The 18,886-nt window shown below is 48.7% G+C and carries 16 protein-coding genes and 1 other RNA gene; all 17 read left to right on the top strand.

Going from position 1 to position 18,886, the window contains the following annotated elements:
- The first annotated feature begins 633 nt into the window (after positions 1 to 633).
- The 17 genes from HMPREF9412_RS19330 (at position 634) to HMPREF9412_RS19255 (ending at position 18,644) form a co-directional block, all read left to right on the top strand.
- Complete coding sequence (locus tag HMPREF9412_RS19330) at positions 634 to 2,424, top strand: acyl-CoA dehydrogenase family protein (protein ID WP_009593387.1); 1,791 nt, start codon at positions 634 to 636, stop codon at positions 2,422 to 2,424.
- 100 nt (positions 2,425 to 2,524) lie between these two features.
- Positions 2,525 to 4,201, top strand: a complete 1,677-nt coding sequence (locus HMPREF9412_RS19325; RefSeq protein WP_009593385.1) for a long-chain-fatty-acid--CoA ligase — start codon at positions 2,525 to 2,527, stop codon at positions 4,199 to 4,201.
- A gap of 101 nt (positions 4,202 to 4,302) precedes the next feature.
- A complete protein-coding gene (locus HMPREF9412_RS19320) occupies positions 4,303 to 4,752 on the top strand; it encodes a PaaI family thioesterase (protein ID WP_009593381.1) in 450 nt (149 codons plus the stop codon).
- Between the two features lie 117 nt (positions 4,753 to 4,869).
- A complete protein-coding gene (locus HMPREF9412_RS19315; protein WP_009593391.1) occupies positions 4,870 to 5,388 on the top strand; it encodes a hypothetical protein in 519 nt (172 codons plus the stop codon).
- 207 nt (positions 5,389 to 5,595) lie between these two features.
- On the top strand, positions 5,596 to 5,826 hold the full coding sequence (gene secG, locus HMPREF9412_RS19310; protein WP_009593367.1) for a preprotein translocase subunit SecG: 231 nt from the start codon (positions 5,596 to 5,598) through the stop codon (positions 5,824 to 5,826).
- Between the two features lie 195 nt (positions 5,827 to 6,021).
- Positions 6,022 to 8,664 (top strand): ribonuclease R, encoded by a 2,643-nt coding sequence (rnr, locus tag HMPREF9412_RS19305; protein ID WP_009593379.1) that lies wholly within the window; start codon positions 6,022 to 6,024, stop codon positions 8,662 to 8,664.
- Positions 8,665 to 8,815: 151 nt separating this feature from the next.
- Entirely contained in the window at positions 8,816 to 9,295 is a 480-nt protein-coding gene (smpB, locus tag HMPREF9412_RS19300) for an SsrA-binding protein SmpB (RefSeq protein WP_009593386.1), read from the top strand.
- 309 nt (positions 9,296 to 9,604) lie between these two features.
- Positions 9,605 to 9,969, top strand: a transfer-messenger RNA (tmRNA) gene (gene ssrA, locus HMPREF9412_RS32145).
- A gap of 432 nt (positions 9,970 to 10,401) precedes the next feature.
- On the top strand, positions 10,402 to 10,863 hold the full coding sequence (locus HMPREF9412_RS19295; RefSeq protein WP_036672767.1) for an HNH endonuclease: 462 nt from the start codon (positions 10,402 to 10,404) through the stop codon (positions 10,861 to 10,863).
- Between the two features lie 521 nt (positions 10,864 to 11,384).
- Entirely contained in the window at positions 11,385 to 12,275 is an 891-nt protein-coding gene (locus tag HMPREF9412_RS19290) for an ABC transporter ATP-binding protein (RefSeq protein WP_009593397.1), read from the top strand.
- A gap of 26 nt (positions 12,276 to 12,301) precedes the next feature.
- Complete coding sequence (locus tag HMPREF9412_RS19285; protein WP_009593358.1) at positions 12,302 to 13,045, top strand: ABC transporter permease; 744 nt, start codon at positions 12,302 to 12,304, stop codon at positions 13,043 to 13,045.
- On the top strand, positions 13,046 to 14,218 hold the full coding sequence (locus HMPREF9412_RS19280; RefSeq protein WP_009593369.1) for a sensor histidine kinase: 1,173 nt from the start codon (positions 13,046 to 13,048) through the stop codon (positions 14,216 to 14,218).
- Positions 14,219 to 14,824, top strand: a complete 606-nt coding sequence (locus HMPREF9412_RS19275) for a response regulator transcription factor (RefSeq protein ID WP_009593364.1) — start codon at positions 14,219 to 14,221, stop codon at positions 14,822 to 14,824. It begins immediately after the preceding gene.
- A gap of 668 nt (positions 14,825 to 15,492) precedes the next feature.
- Positions 15,493 to 16,350, top strand: coding sequence for a hypothetical protein (locus HMPREF9412_RS19270; RefSeq protein ID WP_009593361.1), 858 nt, complete (start codon positions 15,493 to 15,495; stop codon positions 16,348 to 16,350).
- Positions 16,351 to 16,515: 165 nt separating this feature from the next.
- Positions 16,516 to 17,112 carry a hypothetical protein gene (locus HMPREF9412_RS19265; RefSeq protein ID WP_009593373.1) on the top strand — a complete coding sequence of 199 codons (597 nt, stop codon included), beginning with the start codon at positions 16,516 to 16,518 and terminating at the stop codon, positions 17,110 to 17,112.
- 172 nt (positions 17,113 to 17,284) lie between these two features.
- Positions 17,285 to 17,650 carry a hypothetical protein gene (locus HMPREF9412_RS19260; RefSeq protein ID WP_036672764.1) on the top strand — a complete coding sequence of 122 codons (366 nt, stop codon included), beginning with the start codon at positions 17,285 to 17,287 and terminating at the stop codon, positions 17,648 to 17,650.
- A 199-nt stretch (positions 17,651 to 17,849) separates the two neighbouring features.
- On the top strand, positions 17,850 to 18,644 hold the full coding sequence (locus tag HMPREF9412_RS19255) for a sensor domain-containing protein (protein ID WP_009593383.1): 795 nt from the start codon (positions 17,850 to 17,852) through the stop codon (positions 18,642 to 18,644).
- Positions 18,645 to 18,886 lie beyond the last annotated feature (242 nt).

Genomic DNA, 18,886 nt, shown 5'->3' with positions numbered 1-18,886 from the left:
TCGGCGGCGGCATGGGCGCAGCGGGAGTGTTCGAGGTGCATGCCGCCGGGGCGTAATTGCCTCTTCCTTAGTAGTCGTGACTCGTTAGTTATTGAAATAAAAACCAATCCTGTCAGTTGTCAGACCCAGGGAAGCAGCCTCCTTCTTGATTGGGGAGAGGCGGAGCTGGTCCCGAGGAGGGAATTGGGCCCGCCAAGGTCACCAGGGTCGACAGCCAATCCAAGCATGCCCCGGACCACGCACCGTGCGCACAGGGAGCAGTGCGCACGATATACCCGTGTCCGCTCCGTACACGGACCGGACACGGCACCACTCACTCCAACCACAGGTGGAGTGCAAGGATAACTGTTGGCATGGCTCAGGGCCTGAGTGCTCTAGCCCAGCGGAGAGGGCGGAATTGTACTGGAGAAGCGGCAGCGGTCGCCTTTGAGTTTGGATTTCTACTATTGATAGATCCATTCCTTGAAATCCAAACTCAACAGCGATCGGAAGTACAATCCGCACGCGGAGCGCCAATATTGCGCCGCAGTAACACATACACCATCTATGATTAACCAGTAAGTTCGCAACCTAGCAACACCAAGGCCACCATAGCACTTCACCTTATTCCAATTCCGAAAGGGGAAACCAATCATGAGCGATAACCAAACCAAAGAACCGAAAATCAAAGGCGGCAGCTTTGTCATCGACAATCCCGATATGCAGCGCATCCTGACACCAGAGGATTTTACGGAAGAGCATCGCATGATCGGCGAGACGGTGCGCGATTTTATCGACGGCGAAGTGGTGCCGCACGATGAAGAGCTGGAGAAGCTGAATTACGAGATGACGGTAGACCTGCTTCGCAAAGCAGGCGAGCTGGGCCTGCTCGGAGCCGATGTGCCGGAGCCGTTCGGCGGGATCGGACTGGATAAGGTCAGCTCTACGATTATTAACGAAAACTTGGCGAAGGGATCGTCCTTCGCGCTTTCCTTCGGGGCTCATGTTGGGATCGGTACGCTGCCGATCGTGTTCTTCGGCACGACCGAGCAGAAGCAGAAGTACCTGCCGGATCTTTCGACCGGCGCGAAAATCGCGGCTTATTGCTTGACGGAGCCGACCTCTGGCTCGGATGCGCTGGGCGCCAAAACGACGGCACGCCTGTCCGACGACGGGGAGTATTATATTTTGAACGGATCGAAGCTATATATAACTAACGCCGGATTTGCGGATATCTTTATCGTCTACGCCAAGATTGACGGAGAGCACTTCACCGCGTTCATCGTTGAGAAGGAGATGGAAGGCTTCACGCTCGGGCCGGAGGAGAAGAAGATGGGCATCAAGGGCTCGTCGACGCGTCCGCTCTTCTTCGAAGACGTGAAGGTACCGAAGGAGAACCTGCTCGGCGAGATCGGCAAGGGCCACCGGATCGCCTTCAACATCCTGAACATCGGCAGGTACAAATTGGCGGCTGGTACTGTCGGTGCAGCGAAGGAATCGATCGAGCTGAGCGCGAAATATGCTAACACCCGCAAACAGTTCGATACGCCCATTTCGCAGTTCCCGCTCATGCGCAAGAAGCTGGCCAAGATGAACATCACCGCTTTCGTGATGGAGAGCATGGTGTACCGTACGGCAGGACTGCTGGACGAAGCGATGCAGGACATCGATTACAACAGCGAGGATGCAGGCATCCACTCGGCGGCCGCGATTTCCGACTATGCCATCGAATGCTCGATCAACAAGGTGTTCTGTTCGGAAGGACTGGATAACGTGGCAGACGAAGCGGTGCAGATTCACGGGGGCTATGGGTACATCCAAGAGTATAAAGTGGAACGCATCTATCGGGACTCCCGCATCAACCGCATCTTCGAAGGCACGAACGAGATCAACCGGCTCCTCATTCCGGGCACGCTCGTGAAGAAGGCGATGAAAGGCGAAATCGCGCTCCTGCAAAAAGCGCAAGGCCTGCAAGGGGAACTGCTCCAGCTGGTACCGGGCCAAACCTTTGAAGGAACGCTGGAGCAGGAAGCGCATTTCCTGGACATGAGCAAGAAGATTTTCCTCCTCGCCGGCGGTCTGGCCGTTCAGAAGTTCGGCGCGAAGCTGGAGAAGGAGCAGGAGGCCTTGTCCAACCTGGCGGATATGATGATTGATATTTATGCCCTCGAAAGCGCATTGCTGCGCACCCGCAAGCAAATCGAACGCACCTCGGAGGAAAAAGCAGCGAGCATGATCGAGATGACGCAGGTGTTTGCTTACGAGGCGTTCCAGCGCATTGAAGCACTCGCCAAAGAAACGCTGGCTTCGGTGGAAACCGGCGACATGCTGCGGATGCAGCTGTCGGTGCTCAAGAAGCTGACGCGCTGCACGCCGGTCGATACGGTGGCCCTCAAGCGCAGCATCGCAGCCCGCGTGGTCAAGAACGAGCGGTACACGGTGTAACTAAGCGTCAACGCCAATACGATGCAAGTAACCGCAAAAGAGAGAGATTTTTCTTGGAGTAGGAAAGAAGGAGCATTCCTTAGGAAAGGGTTGGTTTTGTATGGATACAAAGCCTTGGCTGCCGTTTTATCCGCCCGAAGTAGCCCCCGCTTTTGATTATCCGAAACAGAATTTAGCATTATTTCTCGTAACGTCGGCGCAGAAGTTTCCGAATCGTCCGGCCCTGTATTTCATGGGAAAGACGATCAACTACAGGAGTCTGCTGGATTCGTCATACCGGATGGCGAATGCGCTCCGCAGCAAAGGGATCAAGAAGGGCGACCGGGTAGCGATTATGCTGCCCAACTGCCCGCAGGTCGTTATTTCCTATTATGGCGTGCTGCTCGCAGGGGCCGTGGCCGTCATGACCAACCCGCTCTATATGGAGCGGGAAATTGCGCATCAAATGAAGGATTCCGGTGCCAAGATCATCATTACGATGGATATGTTTGTATCCCGCGTTGAAAAAGTCATCGAGGAGACGGAACTGGAGCATATGATCGTCACATCTGTGGCGGATTATCTGCCATTCCCCAAGAATCTCCTCTACCCGTTCAAAGCCAAGAAGGAGGGCCCTCTTCCGGTCGTCGACTATGGAAGCCGCGTCCATGCTTTCAAAAAGCTGCTTGCTGGCGCGCCGAATGATCCCGTCTGCGAATCCGTGAAAGCGGAGAAGGATTTGGCCCTGCTCCAATATACAGGCGGCACGACCGGCGTTCCCAAAGGCGTCATGTTGACGCATATGAATCTGATCGCCAATACTGTGCAGTCTGCGAACTGGTGCTTTCAGGTGGAGGATGGGAAGGAGCGCTATTTAGCGGTTTTGCCCTGTTTTCACGTATTCGGGTTGACCGTACTGCTGAACCAGGCGATCTACCGTGCCGGCATGCTGATATTGGTACCGAAGTTCGAAGTGACGATGATTCTGAACCTGATCAAAAAAATGAAGCCGACACTCTTCCCAGGCGCCCCGACCATGTATATCGCGCTGATAAATCACCCGCGGATCAAGGAATACGATCTGTCGTCGATCAATGCCTGCGTTAGCGGCTCTGCCGGGCTTCCGGTCGAGGTGCAGGATAAGTTCGAGGAGTTGACCAAAGGTCGGCTGATCGAAGGCTACGGCCTGACCGAGGCGTCCCCGGTTACCCATGTGAATCCGATATGGGGGAGGCGGAAGATCGGCACCATCGGCGTCCCCGTTCCGGATACGGACGCGAAGGTCGTGGATCCGGAGACGGGCGAAGAAATGCCGGTCGGCGAGCCTGGCGAGCTGATCGTGAAGGGACCGCAGGTGATGATGGGGTATTGGAACCGGCCGGAGGAGACGTTTGATACGCTCCGCAACGGCTGGCTGTTCACGGGCGACATGGCCACGATGGACGAAGAGGGGTATTTTACGATCATCGACCGCAAGAAAGACATGATCATTGCAAGCGGTTTCAATATTTATCCTCGGGAGATCGAGGAAGTGCTGTATGAGCATCCGTCCGTGAAGGAAGCCGTCGTGGTCGGAACGAAGGACGATTATCGCGGCGAAACCGTGAGAGCTTATATTGTACTGAAGGATGGCGCGTCTCCGGACCCTTCGGGCCTGGAGAAGTTTTGCCGCAGCCAGCTGGCGGCCTATAAAGTGCCGCGTGAATATGTCTTCCGCGATTCGCTGCCGAAGACGATGGTAGGCAAGGTGCTGCGCCGCAAGCTGCTGGAGGAGGAAGAGGAAGGCAGAACGGGCTGAAGCGAAAGAACAGTCGCGGCAGGCACGACCTACGATTCATGTTCTCCCGCAGGAATGGATACAGTATCTAACAACGTCAGAAGTAAAAAGGAGGCGGCCTAATGAATCATACCAATGTCAACCCCGACGCGAAGGCCGAACAGCCGGCATTCGACCGGGAGGCGTACATCGAGGCCATGACCAAAGCGGCGGAGCCCACCTTTTGGGGATATCTCGGCTGCAAGCTTGCGTCAGCCAGCTCGGAGGCGGTTGTTGTCACGCTGGATGCGCAGCCTCATCATATGAATATGATGGGCATCGTGCATGGCGGCGTGCTCTCCTCACTGATGGATAACGCCATGGGCATTGCCGTCATGCTGGAGCGTCCCGGCGAATCGACGGTGACAAGCAATCTGAACGTGCATTTTGTCATGCCGGCCAGGGCCGGGGTCCTTACGGTTACGGCAAGCATCGTGCATCAGACGCACCGTTCGGTCACGACGGAATGCAGAATAACGAACGATAAGGGCGAGCTGGTCGCGATCAGCACAGGATCGTTCCGAGTGAAATAAAGCAGCCTTGGCTGCTATGAAACAGGTGGTCTGCCAACGCTGGAGGGGCAGGCCATTTATTTTTTTGGTGAGCTGCAGCTACTCTAAAGGGAATACAGAAGAAAAAGGTGAATCACTTTGAGAATAAAAGTAATCATCTCATTATTGACCTTATTATTCGTGTTCGGTATCTTTCTTCAATTCATTATTTTCGACAGCAAATCTATTGAAACAAAGATTGTTGAACAGCTTACTATTCAAGATAATACGTTTAAAGAATTGGTTCATTATGACATGAAAAACAAAAATATTTATGCCTTTTATACAAATACAGTATATAACACTTACCCTGGACTTGGATTAGGTGTATTAGAGAACAATAGAATGATAAAAGCGAACATAGTAGGAGGTATACCGATTGCTTCAAATAAAGGTTTTACATATGAAGTTGCTGAGTCCGAACAATTTAGCGTTGTTTACGGGACAATTACCAACCCTCAAATAACGACAATAGAGGTAAATGGGCAAAAAGGTAATTTAGTAAGAGAAAGCGATTTTGCTCTATGGTATTATATCTGGGAAGATACTCCACTAAGCCTTTCAGTTCAAGCTAAGGATCAGGCTGGTAAGGTTCTGTCAGACGAAAAGTTGTTCTAACGATCCGGAATGCACACTGATTGATTTAGGTGCTGTGACTTATAACCGAGAAACAGGATGATATGATTCTGGTTGGAGTGATTCACCCTTACTCCTTGTCAGGTCGATAAAGCTGTGGTATAATAAAAATGCTGTTTTTCATGTAGAATCTAGAATGTCTCTTCAGATAATAAATTCAGATGTTTACATACGTAGGAGGTGGAAGTCATGGTTGTATTTTTTGAAGTGTTGCTTGTTATTTTCTCCATCGGGTTGATTACTGTCGTTCTTCTCCAAAAAGGGAAAAGCGCAGGTCTTGCCGGTGCCATCTCCGGCGGTGCGGAACATCTTTTTGGTAAAACGAAGGCTCGCGGTATGGATCTCGTACTGCAGCGTACAACGGTAGGTCTTGCAGCAGGATTTATGATTTTGGCCATCGTTGTTGCTATGTTGAAATAACAATTAATGTTACCCTCGCTTTTTCACTCTTGGAAGAGCGGGGGTTTTTTATTGCCTGAATTTCGGAATACATAGGTAAGGGCGGTGTTCGGAAGGATACCGGGGATTAAATTCGTGTATACTAGGGTATGAGTATATGAAGGTAAAGAATGGATAGCGGAACGATGAAATTGCAGGTTCCCCGAGGTGATAATGATGATAACTGAAGAAATATTACTGAATTTTATGCGGGAAACTGCATACAAACCGATGACGTACCAGGAATTGGAGCAGCATTTTGCCATTAAGGATGCCCATGAATTCAGAGAATTCCTGAAGCTGCTGAATGAGCTTGAGCAATCCGGAAAAATCATTCTGACCAGCACCGAGCGTTATGGCGTGCCGGAACGGATGAATTTGCTGCGCGGACGTCTGCAGGCACATGCGAAGGGTTTTGCCTTTCTGATTCCCGATGATCGCGAGCACCCGGATGTGTACATTCATGCCAATGACTTGAAGAGTGCGATGAATGGAGATATCGTGCTTATCCGGATCAGTTCCAAACAGAACGACGGCGGCAAAATGGAAGGCGAAGTGGTCCGTATCGTGACGCGCGCCGTCACCCAAGTCGTGGGTGTATTCCAGAACCATGAAGCCTATGGCTTCGTGCTGCCGGATGACAAGCGGATCAACCGGGATATTTTTATTCCGAAGCATGCGATGAACGGAGCCGTTGATGGCGTGAAGGTCGTGGTGAAGCTGGTGAGCTATCCGGAAGGAAGAGCTGCGGCAGAGGGCGAAGTGGTGGAGATTCTGGGTCACAAGGATGATCCGGGTGTCGACATTCTGTCCATTATCCGCAAGCATCAGCTGCCGGAAGGTTTTCCGGAGGAAGTGCTGGCTGAGGCGGATGCAGCGCCGGATTCCATTACGGAAGATGAGATCGTGCAGCAGGGACGCCGTGATTTGCGCGGCTTGAACATTGTGACAATTGACGGCGAAGATGCCAAGGATCTCGATGATGCGGTAAATGTGGAACGTCTGCCGAACGGGAATTACCGTCTAGGCGTCCATATTGCCGATGTCAGCTATTACGTCCGCGAGCGTTCCGAGCTGGATAAGGAAGCTTACAATCGCGGCTGCAGCGTGTATTTGGTGGATCGGGTGATTCCGATGCTGCCGCACCGCCTGTCTAACGGCATATGCAGCTTGAATCCGCAGGTGGATCGTCTGACGATGTCCTGTGAGATGGAATTCAACGATCAGATGAAAGTCGTGAAGCACGATATCTTTACGAGTGTTATCCGTACGAAAGAACGGATGACGTATAACAATGTGAGAAAAATCCTGGTGGATGAGGATCCGGAGCTGATCGAGCGCTATAGTGACCTCGTGGAGGATTTCCGCTTGATGCGCGAGCTCGCGCTGAAGCTGCGGAACCGCCGGATGCGCCGGGGCGCGGTGGATTTTGATTTTGTGGAATCCAAGGTCATTGTGGACGAGAATGGCAAAGCCGTGGATATCGTCAAAAGAGAACGCTCCATCGCGGAGCAGATCATTGAAGAATTCATGCTGGCGGCCAACGAAACCGTAGCTGAGCATTTCCACTGGCTGAAGGTACCGTTCATCTACCGGATCCATGAGGATCCGGATCAGGAGAAGCTGCAGAACTTTATGGCGTTCGCGGCCAATTTCGGGCATCAGGTGAAGGGACGGGGCAACTCAATCCATCCGCGTGCGCTGCAAAACCTGTTGGAAGCCATTCAAGGCACGAAGGAGCAAACGGTGCTCAGCACGATGATGCTCCGATCGATGAAGCAGGCGAAATATGACGCGGAAAGCACGGGCCACTTCGGTCTTGCGGCCGAATATTATTCTCACTTTACGTCTCCGATTCGGCGTTATCCCGATCTGGTCATTCACCGGGTCATCCGGGAAGTGCTGGAGAGCGGCGGCGCGCTTAATGAGAAGCGCCATGAGCAGCTGGCGGGCCGGATGGCTGACATCGCCCAGCAATCCTCGGAGCGTGAGCGTGTGGCCGTGGATGCGGAGCGCGATACGGAAGCGCTCAAGAAAGCCGAGTTCATGCTGGATAAGGTCGGCGAAGAGTTCGAAGGCATTATCAGCAGCGTGACTAGCTTCGGCATGTTCATTGAGCTGGAGAATACGGTCGAAGGCTTGATTCGTCTCAGCGCGATGACCGACGATTATTATCACTTCGATGAGGGCCATATGGCGCTGATCGGGGAGCGGACCTCGAAGGTATACCGCATCGGTGATGATGTGAAGGTTCGCGTGGCGAAGGTGAACATGGACGATCACACCATCGATTTTGAGATGGTGGACATGAAGCCGCGCCGCCAAGGGCGCGGCGAAGGCGACCGCGGCGGCAATGGCGGCCGCGGATTTGGTGCCCGCGATGGCGCAGCCCGCGGGGGTAAGGGCCGCGGCGGCAAACGCGGCGCGGCTGAAGGCGGCGCGCCAGGCGGGCGCCGCAGTGACAGCGCCGGAGGCCAGGGCGGCCGCGGCAAGCGCGGCGGCGAGGCGCCGACAGGTGCGAGTGCTGGCGCAGGCGCAGGCGAGCAGCAGGCGTCGAACTTCGCCTTTGGCTCCGGCAAAGGCGGATACAGCTCCGCTGGGGGCGGCGCTCTCGGCTTTGACCGCAATGCACGCAGCTCTGGCGGTGCCGGTGGGAAGAACCGACGCAAGAAGACGTCGGGCAGCGGCATTTTCATCGGCGAAGGTCCAACTCCAGGCGGCAACGTTGGAGGGAACTCCGGCGGAGGCGGCGGTGGTCGTAAACGGAAGAGCAAAGGCGGAAACGGCACGGCCGCTTTTGTACGCAAGAAGAAAAAGTAAGAATGCTCTCCTGATCCATCGAGGGAGTCGCTTGCCCCGCCTTGCTTTTGGAGGCGGACGTTTGATACAATGGACTTCTGGTGAGATTGCAATTGGCGGTCTGCCGGAAGTCCTTTTTCCATTATCATTGTTGATGACAAGGGGTGAGACCATGGGTAAGAAAAGTGACGGGAAGGTTCTGGCCCAGAACAAAAAAGCTTCCCATGATTATTTCATCGAGGATACGTATGAAGCCGGGATGGTGTTGACCGGAACGGAGATCAAATCCATACGGAACGGCCGTGCCAATATTGGAGATGCGTTCGCTACCATTCGGAATGGCGAGATTCATATTCATAACATGCATATCAGCCCGTTCGAGCAGGGGAACCGCAACAACCCGACGGACCCTACGCGGACACGGAAGCTGCTGCTGCATAAGGAGCAGATCCGCAAGCTGCTGGGCCTGTCCAAGCAGGATGGCTACGCGATTGTACCGTTGAAGATTTATATCCGTAACGGCTATGCGAAGTTGTTGCTGGGCCTTGGTAAAGGTAAGCGTCAGTACGACAAGCGTGCCGATGCCGCCAAGAAGGACGCACAACGCGATATCCAGCGTGCGCTGCGCGAGAAGCAGAAGATTGCACGGTAATCACGGTTATTCGTGGTATGCTGTTTAAGAAATCAGCATAATGTTTAATGTTAACAGTGGGATGGCAGCTTTTAGCTGTGTTACCTGCAATGTATATATCATTTTGATGTCGAATGTGATATACTAAGTGATGTAAGAGATCAATAAGATCTTTGACAATCGGCATACAGTTGGCGCATTCTTCTTTCTTGGAGGGAAAGAGTGTGCGGCATCAATCGACTGCTATGGCTGAATATTCTTTGATTTAATCCGATAGCCCTTTTTGGCAGGAACGCTAAGGTGCGAAGCACCGGCATTTCTCCAACTTAAGGGGGCGTTTTTGGATTCGACGGGGATAGTTCGGGCATGAGTAGCGGGTAGTGGGGACGCGTCCACTTCATCAACGCTAAAGCCAATTAAACGGCAAACAACAAAACAACTACGCTTTCGCAGCTTAATAACCTGTGAGCGTGCTCTCGCTCTGTATCGCCCATGTACCGGGATGAGGGCTCAACTTTAGTGGGATACGCTGTCTAGTCTCCGCCTGGGGCTAGCTGAAGAAGACAATCAGGCTGACCTGAAGGGAATCCGGTGACAGGGAGTTCCTAGGGTGACATTAAATCTGTCACTACACCCGTAGAAGCTTGTGTTGTCGTTATCTTCGGACAGGGGTTCGACTCCCCTCGCCTCCATACATAACAATGATAGAGCCATCAGCCAGTGACCTGGTTGGTGGCTCTTCTGTTTATGATATAATAAGCGTAATTAGAAAACTGGAGGGGACTCAGGATGGTTGCCAATCGAGAGCAGCTCCAAGAAATTCTGAAAAAAAGCGAATCAACATGCACGCAAGAAGCCATGGGCATCCATTTACTATATCAAGAATAATAAACGAGTACGCGAGGATGCTAACGGAAATAAGTTCGAAATCTCATCTATGCTGCAACCGGAAAACGACATGAGTTCGAATATCATGAATAAGCTAAAACCAGTTATGACGTTATCTTCGGACAAGGGTTCGACTCCCCTCGCCTCCACCATGATGAACACCATCCGTATGAGGATGGTGTTTTTGTTTTATATTAATACTATAGGCTAGAACATGTCTTACAGGTGGAGTGAAATCGATGAATCATAGTCATGATGGAGAGGAACCACTGATAACGGTACTCAATATGGATGGTCAACAACTAACGCCATGTTTGCCCCATCGGGCTTGGCGGGAAGTTGAGCGATCGCGAGCTGTCTGGATTGATGAGCAGACGATCCAACTACTTTATAATCCGTTCTTATTTCGGAACTATCGAAAAGCCGCACTGAAACGAGATCATCACACTTGTTTGTGGTGCGGACGATACGCCACGACAGTGGACCATGTTATCCCTGCAAGCAAAGGCGGCTCGGATCTTCCGCATAACCTGATCGCTTCATGCAGCGAATGCAACACTAAACGAGGAGACCGTTATGCATTATCCTATCTCAAAGAAAACGCGAACCTTGTTCCAAATCTTATGAAGCTCTACTGGCGTATCTTTAAAGCTAAATACAAACATCGTCTAATGAAAAAGGGACACGTAAGTAAAGCGTAGATTTATGATTCGGGAATCGTGATCTAATGAGCTTCAATGATTGCACCCGTTTTTAACGATCGAATTGATGATTAACCATATCTACAGTAAAATCTTCGGCTTTTTTGTATCCATTCTAAGGTGCAGTCCATTATAACGAACAAATATTAACCAGTGCTAGAATAAGCATCTTCGCCAAAGGCGGAAGATTGAGGTGATGGATAGCAGATTCGGGAAATCTACTTCCATCTCTCGTTCTGACCATGTAAAACCACAACCACATGAAGTTGTGGTTTTGCTGTGTACGTTTAAAAATGCAAAATCCTTAGCCATAAGTTTGCAAAGCAAGACACCTCACTCAAAGAGTGTCAAATGCAGTTATGCATAAGAAGGACCTAGAGGTCCTTCTTTTTTTGCTTTCTTTTTTTCTGACATTTGTCATAACCGGCTTGTGACAACCCACACTAATTGATTCTCGCGCTTTTCCAATATAATGAGGACATCAAGTAACGAAAGAAGAAATTAGCGGAGGTTAGGACAAAATGACAAAGGCGATTGAATGTATAAATCTAGTAAAGAAATTCGGCGATTACTGCGCCGTTGATCATATGAATCTATCATTTGAGAAAGGTCAAATATCAGCATTGCTCGGACCGAATGGGGCAGGCAAGACAACAACCATTTCTATGATACTCGGAATGATCAAGCCAACATCAGGAGAAGTCAGAGTCTTAGGGGTCCCGTCTGGAACAAAAGAATTACGGCAGCGCGTTGGGGCGCTTTTGCAGGATGTTAAAGCAGCAGATGGACTTACGGTCAAAGAAGTGCTTCAATTGTTCCGCAGTTATTATCGTAATCCGATGTCGCTAGAGCGATTGTTAGACATTTCGGGTCTGCACGCGGATCAGAAACGACGCGCATCCTCCCTGTCTGGAGGACAACGCCGTAGATTAGCCTTCGCCCAAAGCTTGGCGGGAAATCCAGAGCTTCTCCTGCTGGATGAACCCACCGTCGGAATGGATATCGAGGCTCGTGGTCGCTTTTGGGACACCATCCAAGCGCTGTCAAATGACGGACGTACGGTGCTCTTAACCACACATCATTTAGATGAAGCTGATGCTGTCGCAGATCACATCGCAGTCATCGCCAGTGGACAGGTTGTTGCGGAAGGGACTCCAGAACGTTTAAAGGCTCAAACAGCACTTAGAACCGTTTCATTTCGAGCGGCGAACGCGCCAGCTGAGCAGGAATGGCTCACATTACCTGGTGTGGAAAAGGCAGAGTGCAATGGCGAGCGAATTCGTCTGTATGCCCAAGAGACCGATGTATTGTTATTTACACTGATGCAGTCTGAATGGGGAATTTCCGATATTGATATACAATCAGCCAGCTTAGAAGATACATTCCGAAGTCTTACAGGCTCAAATAAATAATAAACATTTTTAGGAGGAAAATAGCCATGTTACATATGTTTGTTGCCCAAACCAAAGCAGAAAGTATACGAATTATCCGCAGTCCATTTTTCTTACTCTTCTCCATTGCGATGCCGCTTGCTTTCTACTTTTTATTTGCAAGTATGAATGGGGTAGATAAATCGATTCAATCAACAACTTGGGGTGTCTTTTCATTGATGTCGATGACTGCATTCAGTTTGATTGGTACAGCCGTATCTCAATTCGGTATCCGTCTATCGTTCGAGCACCAAGATGGGTGGGTACGCTTGTTGAAGCTAACTCCACTATCTCCTGCAGTCTGGATTGGCAGCAAAATTGTATCGCAAATGGCTGTTCACTTGATCGTCATTGTTGTAATATTTTTATCTGCTGGCCTTGTTCATGATATACAATTGACAGCCGGGCAATGGATTTTATGCGGATTATGGTTATGGATTGGGAGCATATCTTTTCTGGCGCTTGGTGCCTTGTTAGGAACGCTTAAAAATGCGAATACCTCCGTTGCCATCGGAAATGTATTACAGATGGGGCTTGCCATTGTGGGGGGGCTATGGATGCCGCTTAGTACTTTGCCAAGTTGGATGGGCTCTATCGGGGAATGGCTTCCATCTCACCGTTACGCCAATGGGGCATGGAATATGATTGCTGGAAAAACTCCGGCAAGTATGGATTTCATAATTTTGACAGGATGCGGTCTCCTCTTTATGCTACTATCAATCTATATATATAATCGACGGGATGCGGTCTAATTGAATAGGGAAAAGTGGCGTCTCTTTCCAAAATCGGAAGGAGTCGCTCCTTATATTTTGTTAACAAATGTAATGATACCCATGTACTTTTTACTTTATGAGCCATCAAGTATACAGTGGCTTGGCTTTGTTCTGTTAGGCATATTCGTTCTTTCGTTTCGACAATCCTACTTTTATTTAAAGTGGGCCACGCCAATATTGATCGTTCAGGTGGGTATACTTCTAATTTTAGCAGCTGTATTTCACCCTATGTATACGTTTATAGGTTTTATGATAGCTGCTCCGCTGAGCAAACAAAAGCTGCCGATATTACTCTCTATAACGATCGTTTTCACTGTAGCTATGGGATTTATCGCTGTTCCTTACTTGGATCGGATGGGCAGCCTAGTATGGATAGGGCTGGTGCCTATGTTTGGCATCTGTATTCTGCCGTATATTATACGAACCTCGACCAGGTTTCAACAGAAGTCTGCGCGGTTGCGGGCAGAAACTGCTGAACGAATGGCACAGCAGGAGGAGCGCCAGCGGATCGCACGTGAATTACATGATACGTTGGGACATACGCTGTCATTAATCGCACTAAAAGGGGAAGTCGTGGAGAAATTGGTCAATCGCCATCCCGAGAGAGCGATAGAAGAGGCTCGTGAAATACGAGAAACGGCACGCGCAGCCTTGAAACAAATGCGTGAATTGGTTACGGAGATGAAAGTTACATATCTCGCTGATGAATATAAGCATGCTGTATCGTTATGTTCAGCAGCGGGCATACCGCTTTTATTTCAATATCAATCGGTTTCAGATCCCAGACCTTCTAATGTAGGGACGGAAGACGCATTAGTGAACAATCCGCTTCCGTTAACACCCTTGCAGGAGACGATTTTGGCGATGTGTTTTCGCGAGACGATTACGAATGTGGTTCGACATAGCCGAGCAACAAGTTGCAACGTTCTTCTCGACATTCAGGAAGGGGAAGTTCGTGTATCGGTACGTGATGACGGTATTGGGGCAGATATGGATCAATTCTATACTAGCAGTAATGGCCTCGCCGGATTACGGCAACGGTTGGTTATGATCGACGGGCGTATGTCGCTGTCCTCATCCTCAGGCAAGGGGACGGAAGTCACCTTACATATACCTAGGGTAATACGAAATGAAAAGGTAGGTAGTGCTTAAATGATTCGTATTGTTTTGGCAGAAGATCAAAAGTTATTAAGGGGAGCACTGGCAACGTTACTCTCGTTAGAAGATGATATTGAAGTAGTCGGTCAAGCTGAAAATGGGGAAGAAGTGATATCCATGATTCAGCAATATGAACCCGATGTAGCTGTTCTGGATATTGAGATGCCGCTGAAAACGGGGTTAGATATTGCGGAATTAATTCAAAAAAATAAGTCAGCTTGTCGTGTCATCATCTTGACGACATTCGCGCGTCCTGGATATTTCCAGCGGGCTATGCAGGCAGGAGTTTATGGATATCTTCTTAAAGATACGGGCAGTGAGGAACTGGCTGATGCGATTCGTCGGGTCTATGATGGGAAACGTGTCATCAATTCAGAATTATCGCTCGCGGTATGGGATGATCCATGTCCATTATCACCCAGGGAGCGTGAAGTCATGAAGTTGGCTGCCCAAGGCTTAGTTCTTCAAGATATTGGAGCACAGCTGTTTCTATCCTATGGAACGGTACGTAACTATATGTCAGAGGCGATTGGGAAGCTTGGGGCGAATACACGGATCGAGGCAATCGATATCGCACGTAGCAAGGGATGGTTGGACTAAGGAGAACTCCGAGGTATGGAGGTAAGCGGATCACCCCATTCAAGGGATGATGCAGCCAGCCCATAGAGAGCTTTAGAAGCTCTCTTTTTTATGATCCGCTGCTTAGCATACCGTAACCTAATCAATACACTGCGGCGAATTGTGGATTTGCATAGCCACGGTTCGCCTCCATACATACCATCAGAAAAGCGACCGTTATCGGTCGCTTTTCTTGCTGTGAAGAGGCAATGTCTCCGAGCTCTCAAAATACTAAATATGCTCTCGCTCTTCATTGCCCATGTACCGGGGAGTTTCTTGGGTGACATCAAAACTGCTCGTAGAAGCCGATGTGATACTATACCTTCTCCCTTCATACCCCATAAAAACCCGCTCATTGAGCGGGTTTTTTCTCGTTGTATTTATGGTTCTGTATAAGTTAAAAGAAGAACGTCTTTTTATCATTGGGCAATCTTTTAATTTGATATGAGTTCAAATAATAGATTTTCGAGGGAAAATATTCCAATTTATCTAAAATAGTATATACTAAATAACAGGAGGTGACCCATATTATGGAATAATACAACAGTTTTTTGCTATTTAAAACAAGAGGACTTTGGTGCGCGGCTCTCAAATCAGTCAATACATAGGAAAATAAAGCAAATTTCAATTCAATATTAGGAGGAACGCTTGTGAAAAAAAGTTTAAAAACACTTTCTGGGTTATTAGCGCTCGTCATACTATTCATTTCCTTTATACCGGCAGCCCAGGCCAACGCCGATAGTGATCCGGTTGCAATCGAAAAGCTGTCGTATTTAAGCGGTGAAGAACAGTTAGACGCCCTTTTAGAAAATGGACTCGTATTGCCTGAAGCATTTGAACAGGACGAGTATACGGTAAATGCCGTAAAAACGATCGTAGCTGATATTCAACGAGGAGTAACGACCGTAGACCGCATACCGTATAACTATACGGAGTTAGCGGAGCTGGCCAAGAGAATCCTGGATGTGTCCGGGCAAGAAAGCATATCTGCTATAGCGAACTATACGTTAAAAGATAGTACGGTAATAGGAACATGGTCGAACAGCTATACAGGATATAATTGCTACGGGTATTCCATAGGCGTGCATGTCTTTCAAAATCCGGGCTATCATTCCAATCAGAGCTTCAACATGAATCTATCGATTGCAAGTATGGCAGATTTAGTCGTTGATGATCTGGAGGCCCTTGGATATTGGGGTTATAAGACAGCGACTAAACCATCATCGTTGGCTAATTATGAACGTGTGGTGGCAATCCGAAAAGGAAGCGTCGATTACCATTTCATGAAAGGAACGACGACGGCTTCGGATTGGACTCATAAGCCAGGAGGGACGAATCCTTTGAGATGGAATTATTCTTCGCCTGGGTATAAAACTTGGACAAATGAATATTCCTACAATAATGTAAGTTATCAAGGAGACATCACCTACAATAGCTCCATTTATTACATCATCTATTGGCCTAAAAACGTCGGTCCACAGCCTGACAAGATTGATTTTTCAATTTGAGTGAAAAAGGCGATTCTTTTCCAGTAGTCGCCTGCGTCAAGAGATAATCCTAAGGAATGGAATTGTTTTTCTTGGAGGTTTTGGATTCAAAGGAATTTCCTTTTCAATTTATCGGTGATTTGAAGTTGATTTTACCCTTATTCGTACACAGGAGGTGCCGGGTTGATGTCCAACATAATCAAAGTCGGCGGACTTAAATTACTGTTCATCTGTGCGGGCCTGGGATTGATTCTGCTTGGCGCCGGGTGCGCTCCGAAGACGGAGGAAGATGTGAAGCCGGAGGTTGTAAACGTACCTGCGGAAGAAATGATCGCCATACTTTGGAATAAAGGATGGTCACCGGCTATCAGCGTCACTCGGGGCATTCCGTTTGAACTGAGCGGCAGTGATGAAATCACGTATGACATATCAGGCGATACCGACTACTTATGCGCGGAAATCAAAGGCAGGCTTGAAAGCATGAGCAAGACGGGAACCTCAAGGAAAGCGGGAGAGCAATTTTACTGGAGCCCTCTCTGCGGGGATCCTCCTGCTGATCTCGCCGAAATTGGAACCTCATGGGTCACCGTCGTTCGTAAACAGGATGGGTATTCGTCCGGAATGGTTCTGGTCAGGATCTCGCCGGAGCGAGACAACGGGAATGGAGGATTGACGTTCAAGGCAGACATCATCGCGAGTTTGGCTTTTCCCCAACAAGACGGGGCTTACCAAGACATTTCTGACGAGGATTTAAAGGAACTTGAAGCCACCTACAAAAATTGAAAGGACAGAGGTTCCATTCCCCACTCAAAGATTATTTGCTGATTTAGAAGTATGAATTGTCCATAAAATGTATGCAAAAGTCATCAGCCGATGTTCGGGTTGGTGACTTTTCCATTTGTGGTATAATAACCCGAAATGTCCACATTAACTGAAGATTGGCTGGTGAATTGGAATGAGCGAAAAATTCTGGTTAGTGGTACAGTATCCTCTGAAAAGTGCAAAAGGCAGCCAGCGCGACCACTGGTTAAGAGAAAAAGTAATGGAATATTTAGAATTATCTCTAGCGGATGCCGATTTAGGCCATGTCGACGGCTTTGATATGGGGACATGCATTTCCGACCCGAAGAAGTATGCGCTTAATATATTTTGTGTTGTTACGGAGGAAGAACGGGGTATAGCCTTGGTAAAAAGAGTGATAAAAGAGAGTCGGCTTGATTATACCCGCATAAAAATGGCTACCATGCCCTATGGAAAAGAAGAAGAAACCTATACTCTGAAGTATGCCTATAAGAAGGGCGTTACCGATTTTTCACTATAGTTAATATTGTGTTTAAATGTCGTTCGGCGAGTTGGTCATAGTGTCTTCGCTTCAATAAGTTCATCAGAGCCAGGCCCATTCCTAGCCTAAAGTCTAGGTTCAGATACCCCCTAAGACGGTTATGTCAGCCAAATAACGCGGATATAATGGATTTATAACTCGGAGCGTGACTTATGAAAGCCATAAGGGGTGTTTGAATATGAAGGCAACAGAAGCGACTGCAATGTCGCGGGCAGGCAAGGTGAATTGGGTGCTTTTTAATCCGAAAACCTATGCAACGATTCTCTATTTATTGCTATCTCTCCCGTTAGGGATTATTTATTTTACAGTAGCGATAACGGGACTTACATTATCCATCGGTTTGACTCCGATATTTATCGGAATACCGCTGTTTTTTGGAGTAGCTAAGCTGTTGAATGGGATTGTGATTTTTGAACAAAGCATGATTAGACAAATTTTAGGTTTACCTAATCCTACTGTATCGTATACCTACAATCACCAGTCTGAAGCTGGGCAGAATTGGTTGAAACGAATGGTTAGCGGATTTGACGGAGCGCTCTTTATTCGAAATCTGCTGCTCGTATTACTAAGATTTGTTACAGGCATCGTATTCTTTGTTATTATGGTAACGGTGATTTCACTGGGACTCGGATTGATTGCTCTTCCGGTCGTGCATATCATTTTGATGAATGAATTGCAGCTTGATATTTTGGAGAATAGCTTGTTCAGTTATTTTCATATCGATTGGACCTATAATCAGCAATACCTGCTGTACGTAGGCGTTGGCCTTATCCTGTTCTGGGTTGCGCTGCGCGTTGTGAATGGGCTTATGCAAATTCTGCGTAGAATCATGTATGTGGATGAGCCCTATCAGCAGCCGTCAGTGCCGCCGATGGAAGCACAAATCCATGCGCCCGTTCAGTCGCAATATTACGAGTACCCAGAGGATCACCCCACTCAAGGGATGATGCAGCCAGCCCATAGAGAGCTTTAGAAGCTCTCTTTTATACAAACCTAGTACTTGGTGTTTGATAGACGAGTAACGAAATGGAATACTTGGCGGTGAATTGTGGTTTTACACAGCCGCGACGCCTCCATGCATAGAACCCGCTCACTGAGCGGGTTTTCTCCATTTTTAAATAGGCAAATGAACCCATCGGTTGAGGTTCATTTGCCTATTTATAATTTTTTAGGAGTACCCCCGCTAGTATTTAAGCGTGTTACGGTTTCGGTCTT

The organism is Paenibacillus sp. HGF5 (assembly GCF_000204455.1).
Lineage (GTDB): Bacteria > Bacillota > Bacilli > Paenibacillales > Paenibacillaceae > Paenibacillus_AQ > Paenibacillus_AQ lautus_A.
Note: the sequence above shows the minus strand (reverse complement) of the source record. Positions and strands in the feature narration are given on the sequence as shown.

What these genes read in the sequence shown, in the direction of transcription:
- HMPREF9412_RS19330 (WP_009593387.1), top strand. Translation starts at nt 634, where the DNA reads ATGAGCGATAACCAAACCAAAGAACCGAAAATCAAAGGCGGCAGCTTT.
- HMPREF9412_RS19325 (WP_009593385.1), top strand. Translation starts at nt 2,525, where the DNA reads ATGGATACAAAGCCTTGGCTGCCGTTTTATCCGCCCGAAGTAGCCCCC.
- HMPREF9412_RS19320 (WP_009593381.1), top strand. Translation starts at nt 4,303, where the DNA reads ATGAATCATACCAATGTCAACCCCGACGCGAAGGCCGAACAGCCGGCA.
- secG (WP_009593367.1), top strand. Translation starts at nt 5,596, where the DNA reads ATGGTTGTATTTTTTGAAGTGTTGCTTGTTATTTTCTCCATCGGGTTG.
- rnr (WP_009593379.1), top strand. Translation starts at nt 6,022, where the DNA reads ATGATAACTGAAGAAATATTACTGAATTTTATGCGGGAAACTGCATAC.
- smpB (WP_009593386.1), top strand. Translation starts at nt 8,816, where the DNA reads ATGGGTAAGAAAAGTGACGGGAAGGTTCTGGCCCAGAACAAAAAAGCT.
- HMPREF9412_RS19295 (WP_036672767.1), top strand. Translation starts at nt 10,402, where the DNA reads ATGAATCATAGTCATGATGGAGAGGAACCACTGATAACGGTACTCAAT.
- HMPREF9412_RS19290 (WP_009593397.1), top strand. Translation starts at nt 11,385, where the DNA reads ATGACAAAGGCGATTGAATGTATAAATCTAGTAAAGAAATTCGGCGAT.
- HMPREF9412_RS19285 (WP_009593358.1), top strand. Translation starts at nt 12,302, where the DNA reads ATGTTACATATGTTTGTTGCCCAAACCAAAGCAGAAAGTATACGAATT.
- HMPREF9412_RS19275 (WP_009593364.1), top strand. Translation starts at nt 14,219, where the DNA reads ATGATTCGTATTGTTTTGGCAGAAGATCAAAAGTTATTAAGGGGAGCA.
- HMPREF9412_RS19265 (WP_009593373.1), top strand. Translation starts at nt 16,516, where the DNA reads ATGTCCAACATAATCAAAGTCGGCGGACTTAAATTACTGTTCATCTGT.
- HMPREF9412_RS19260 (WP_036672764.1), top strand. Translation starts at nt 17,285, where the DNA reads ATGAGCGAAAAATTCTGGTTAGTGGTACAGTATCCTCTGAAAAGTGCA.
- HMPREF9412_RS19255 (WP_009593383.1), top strand. Translation starts at nt 17,850, where the DNA reads ATGAAGGCAACAGAAGCGACTGCAATGTCGCGGGCAGGCAAGGTGAAT.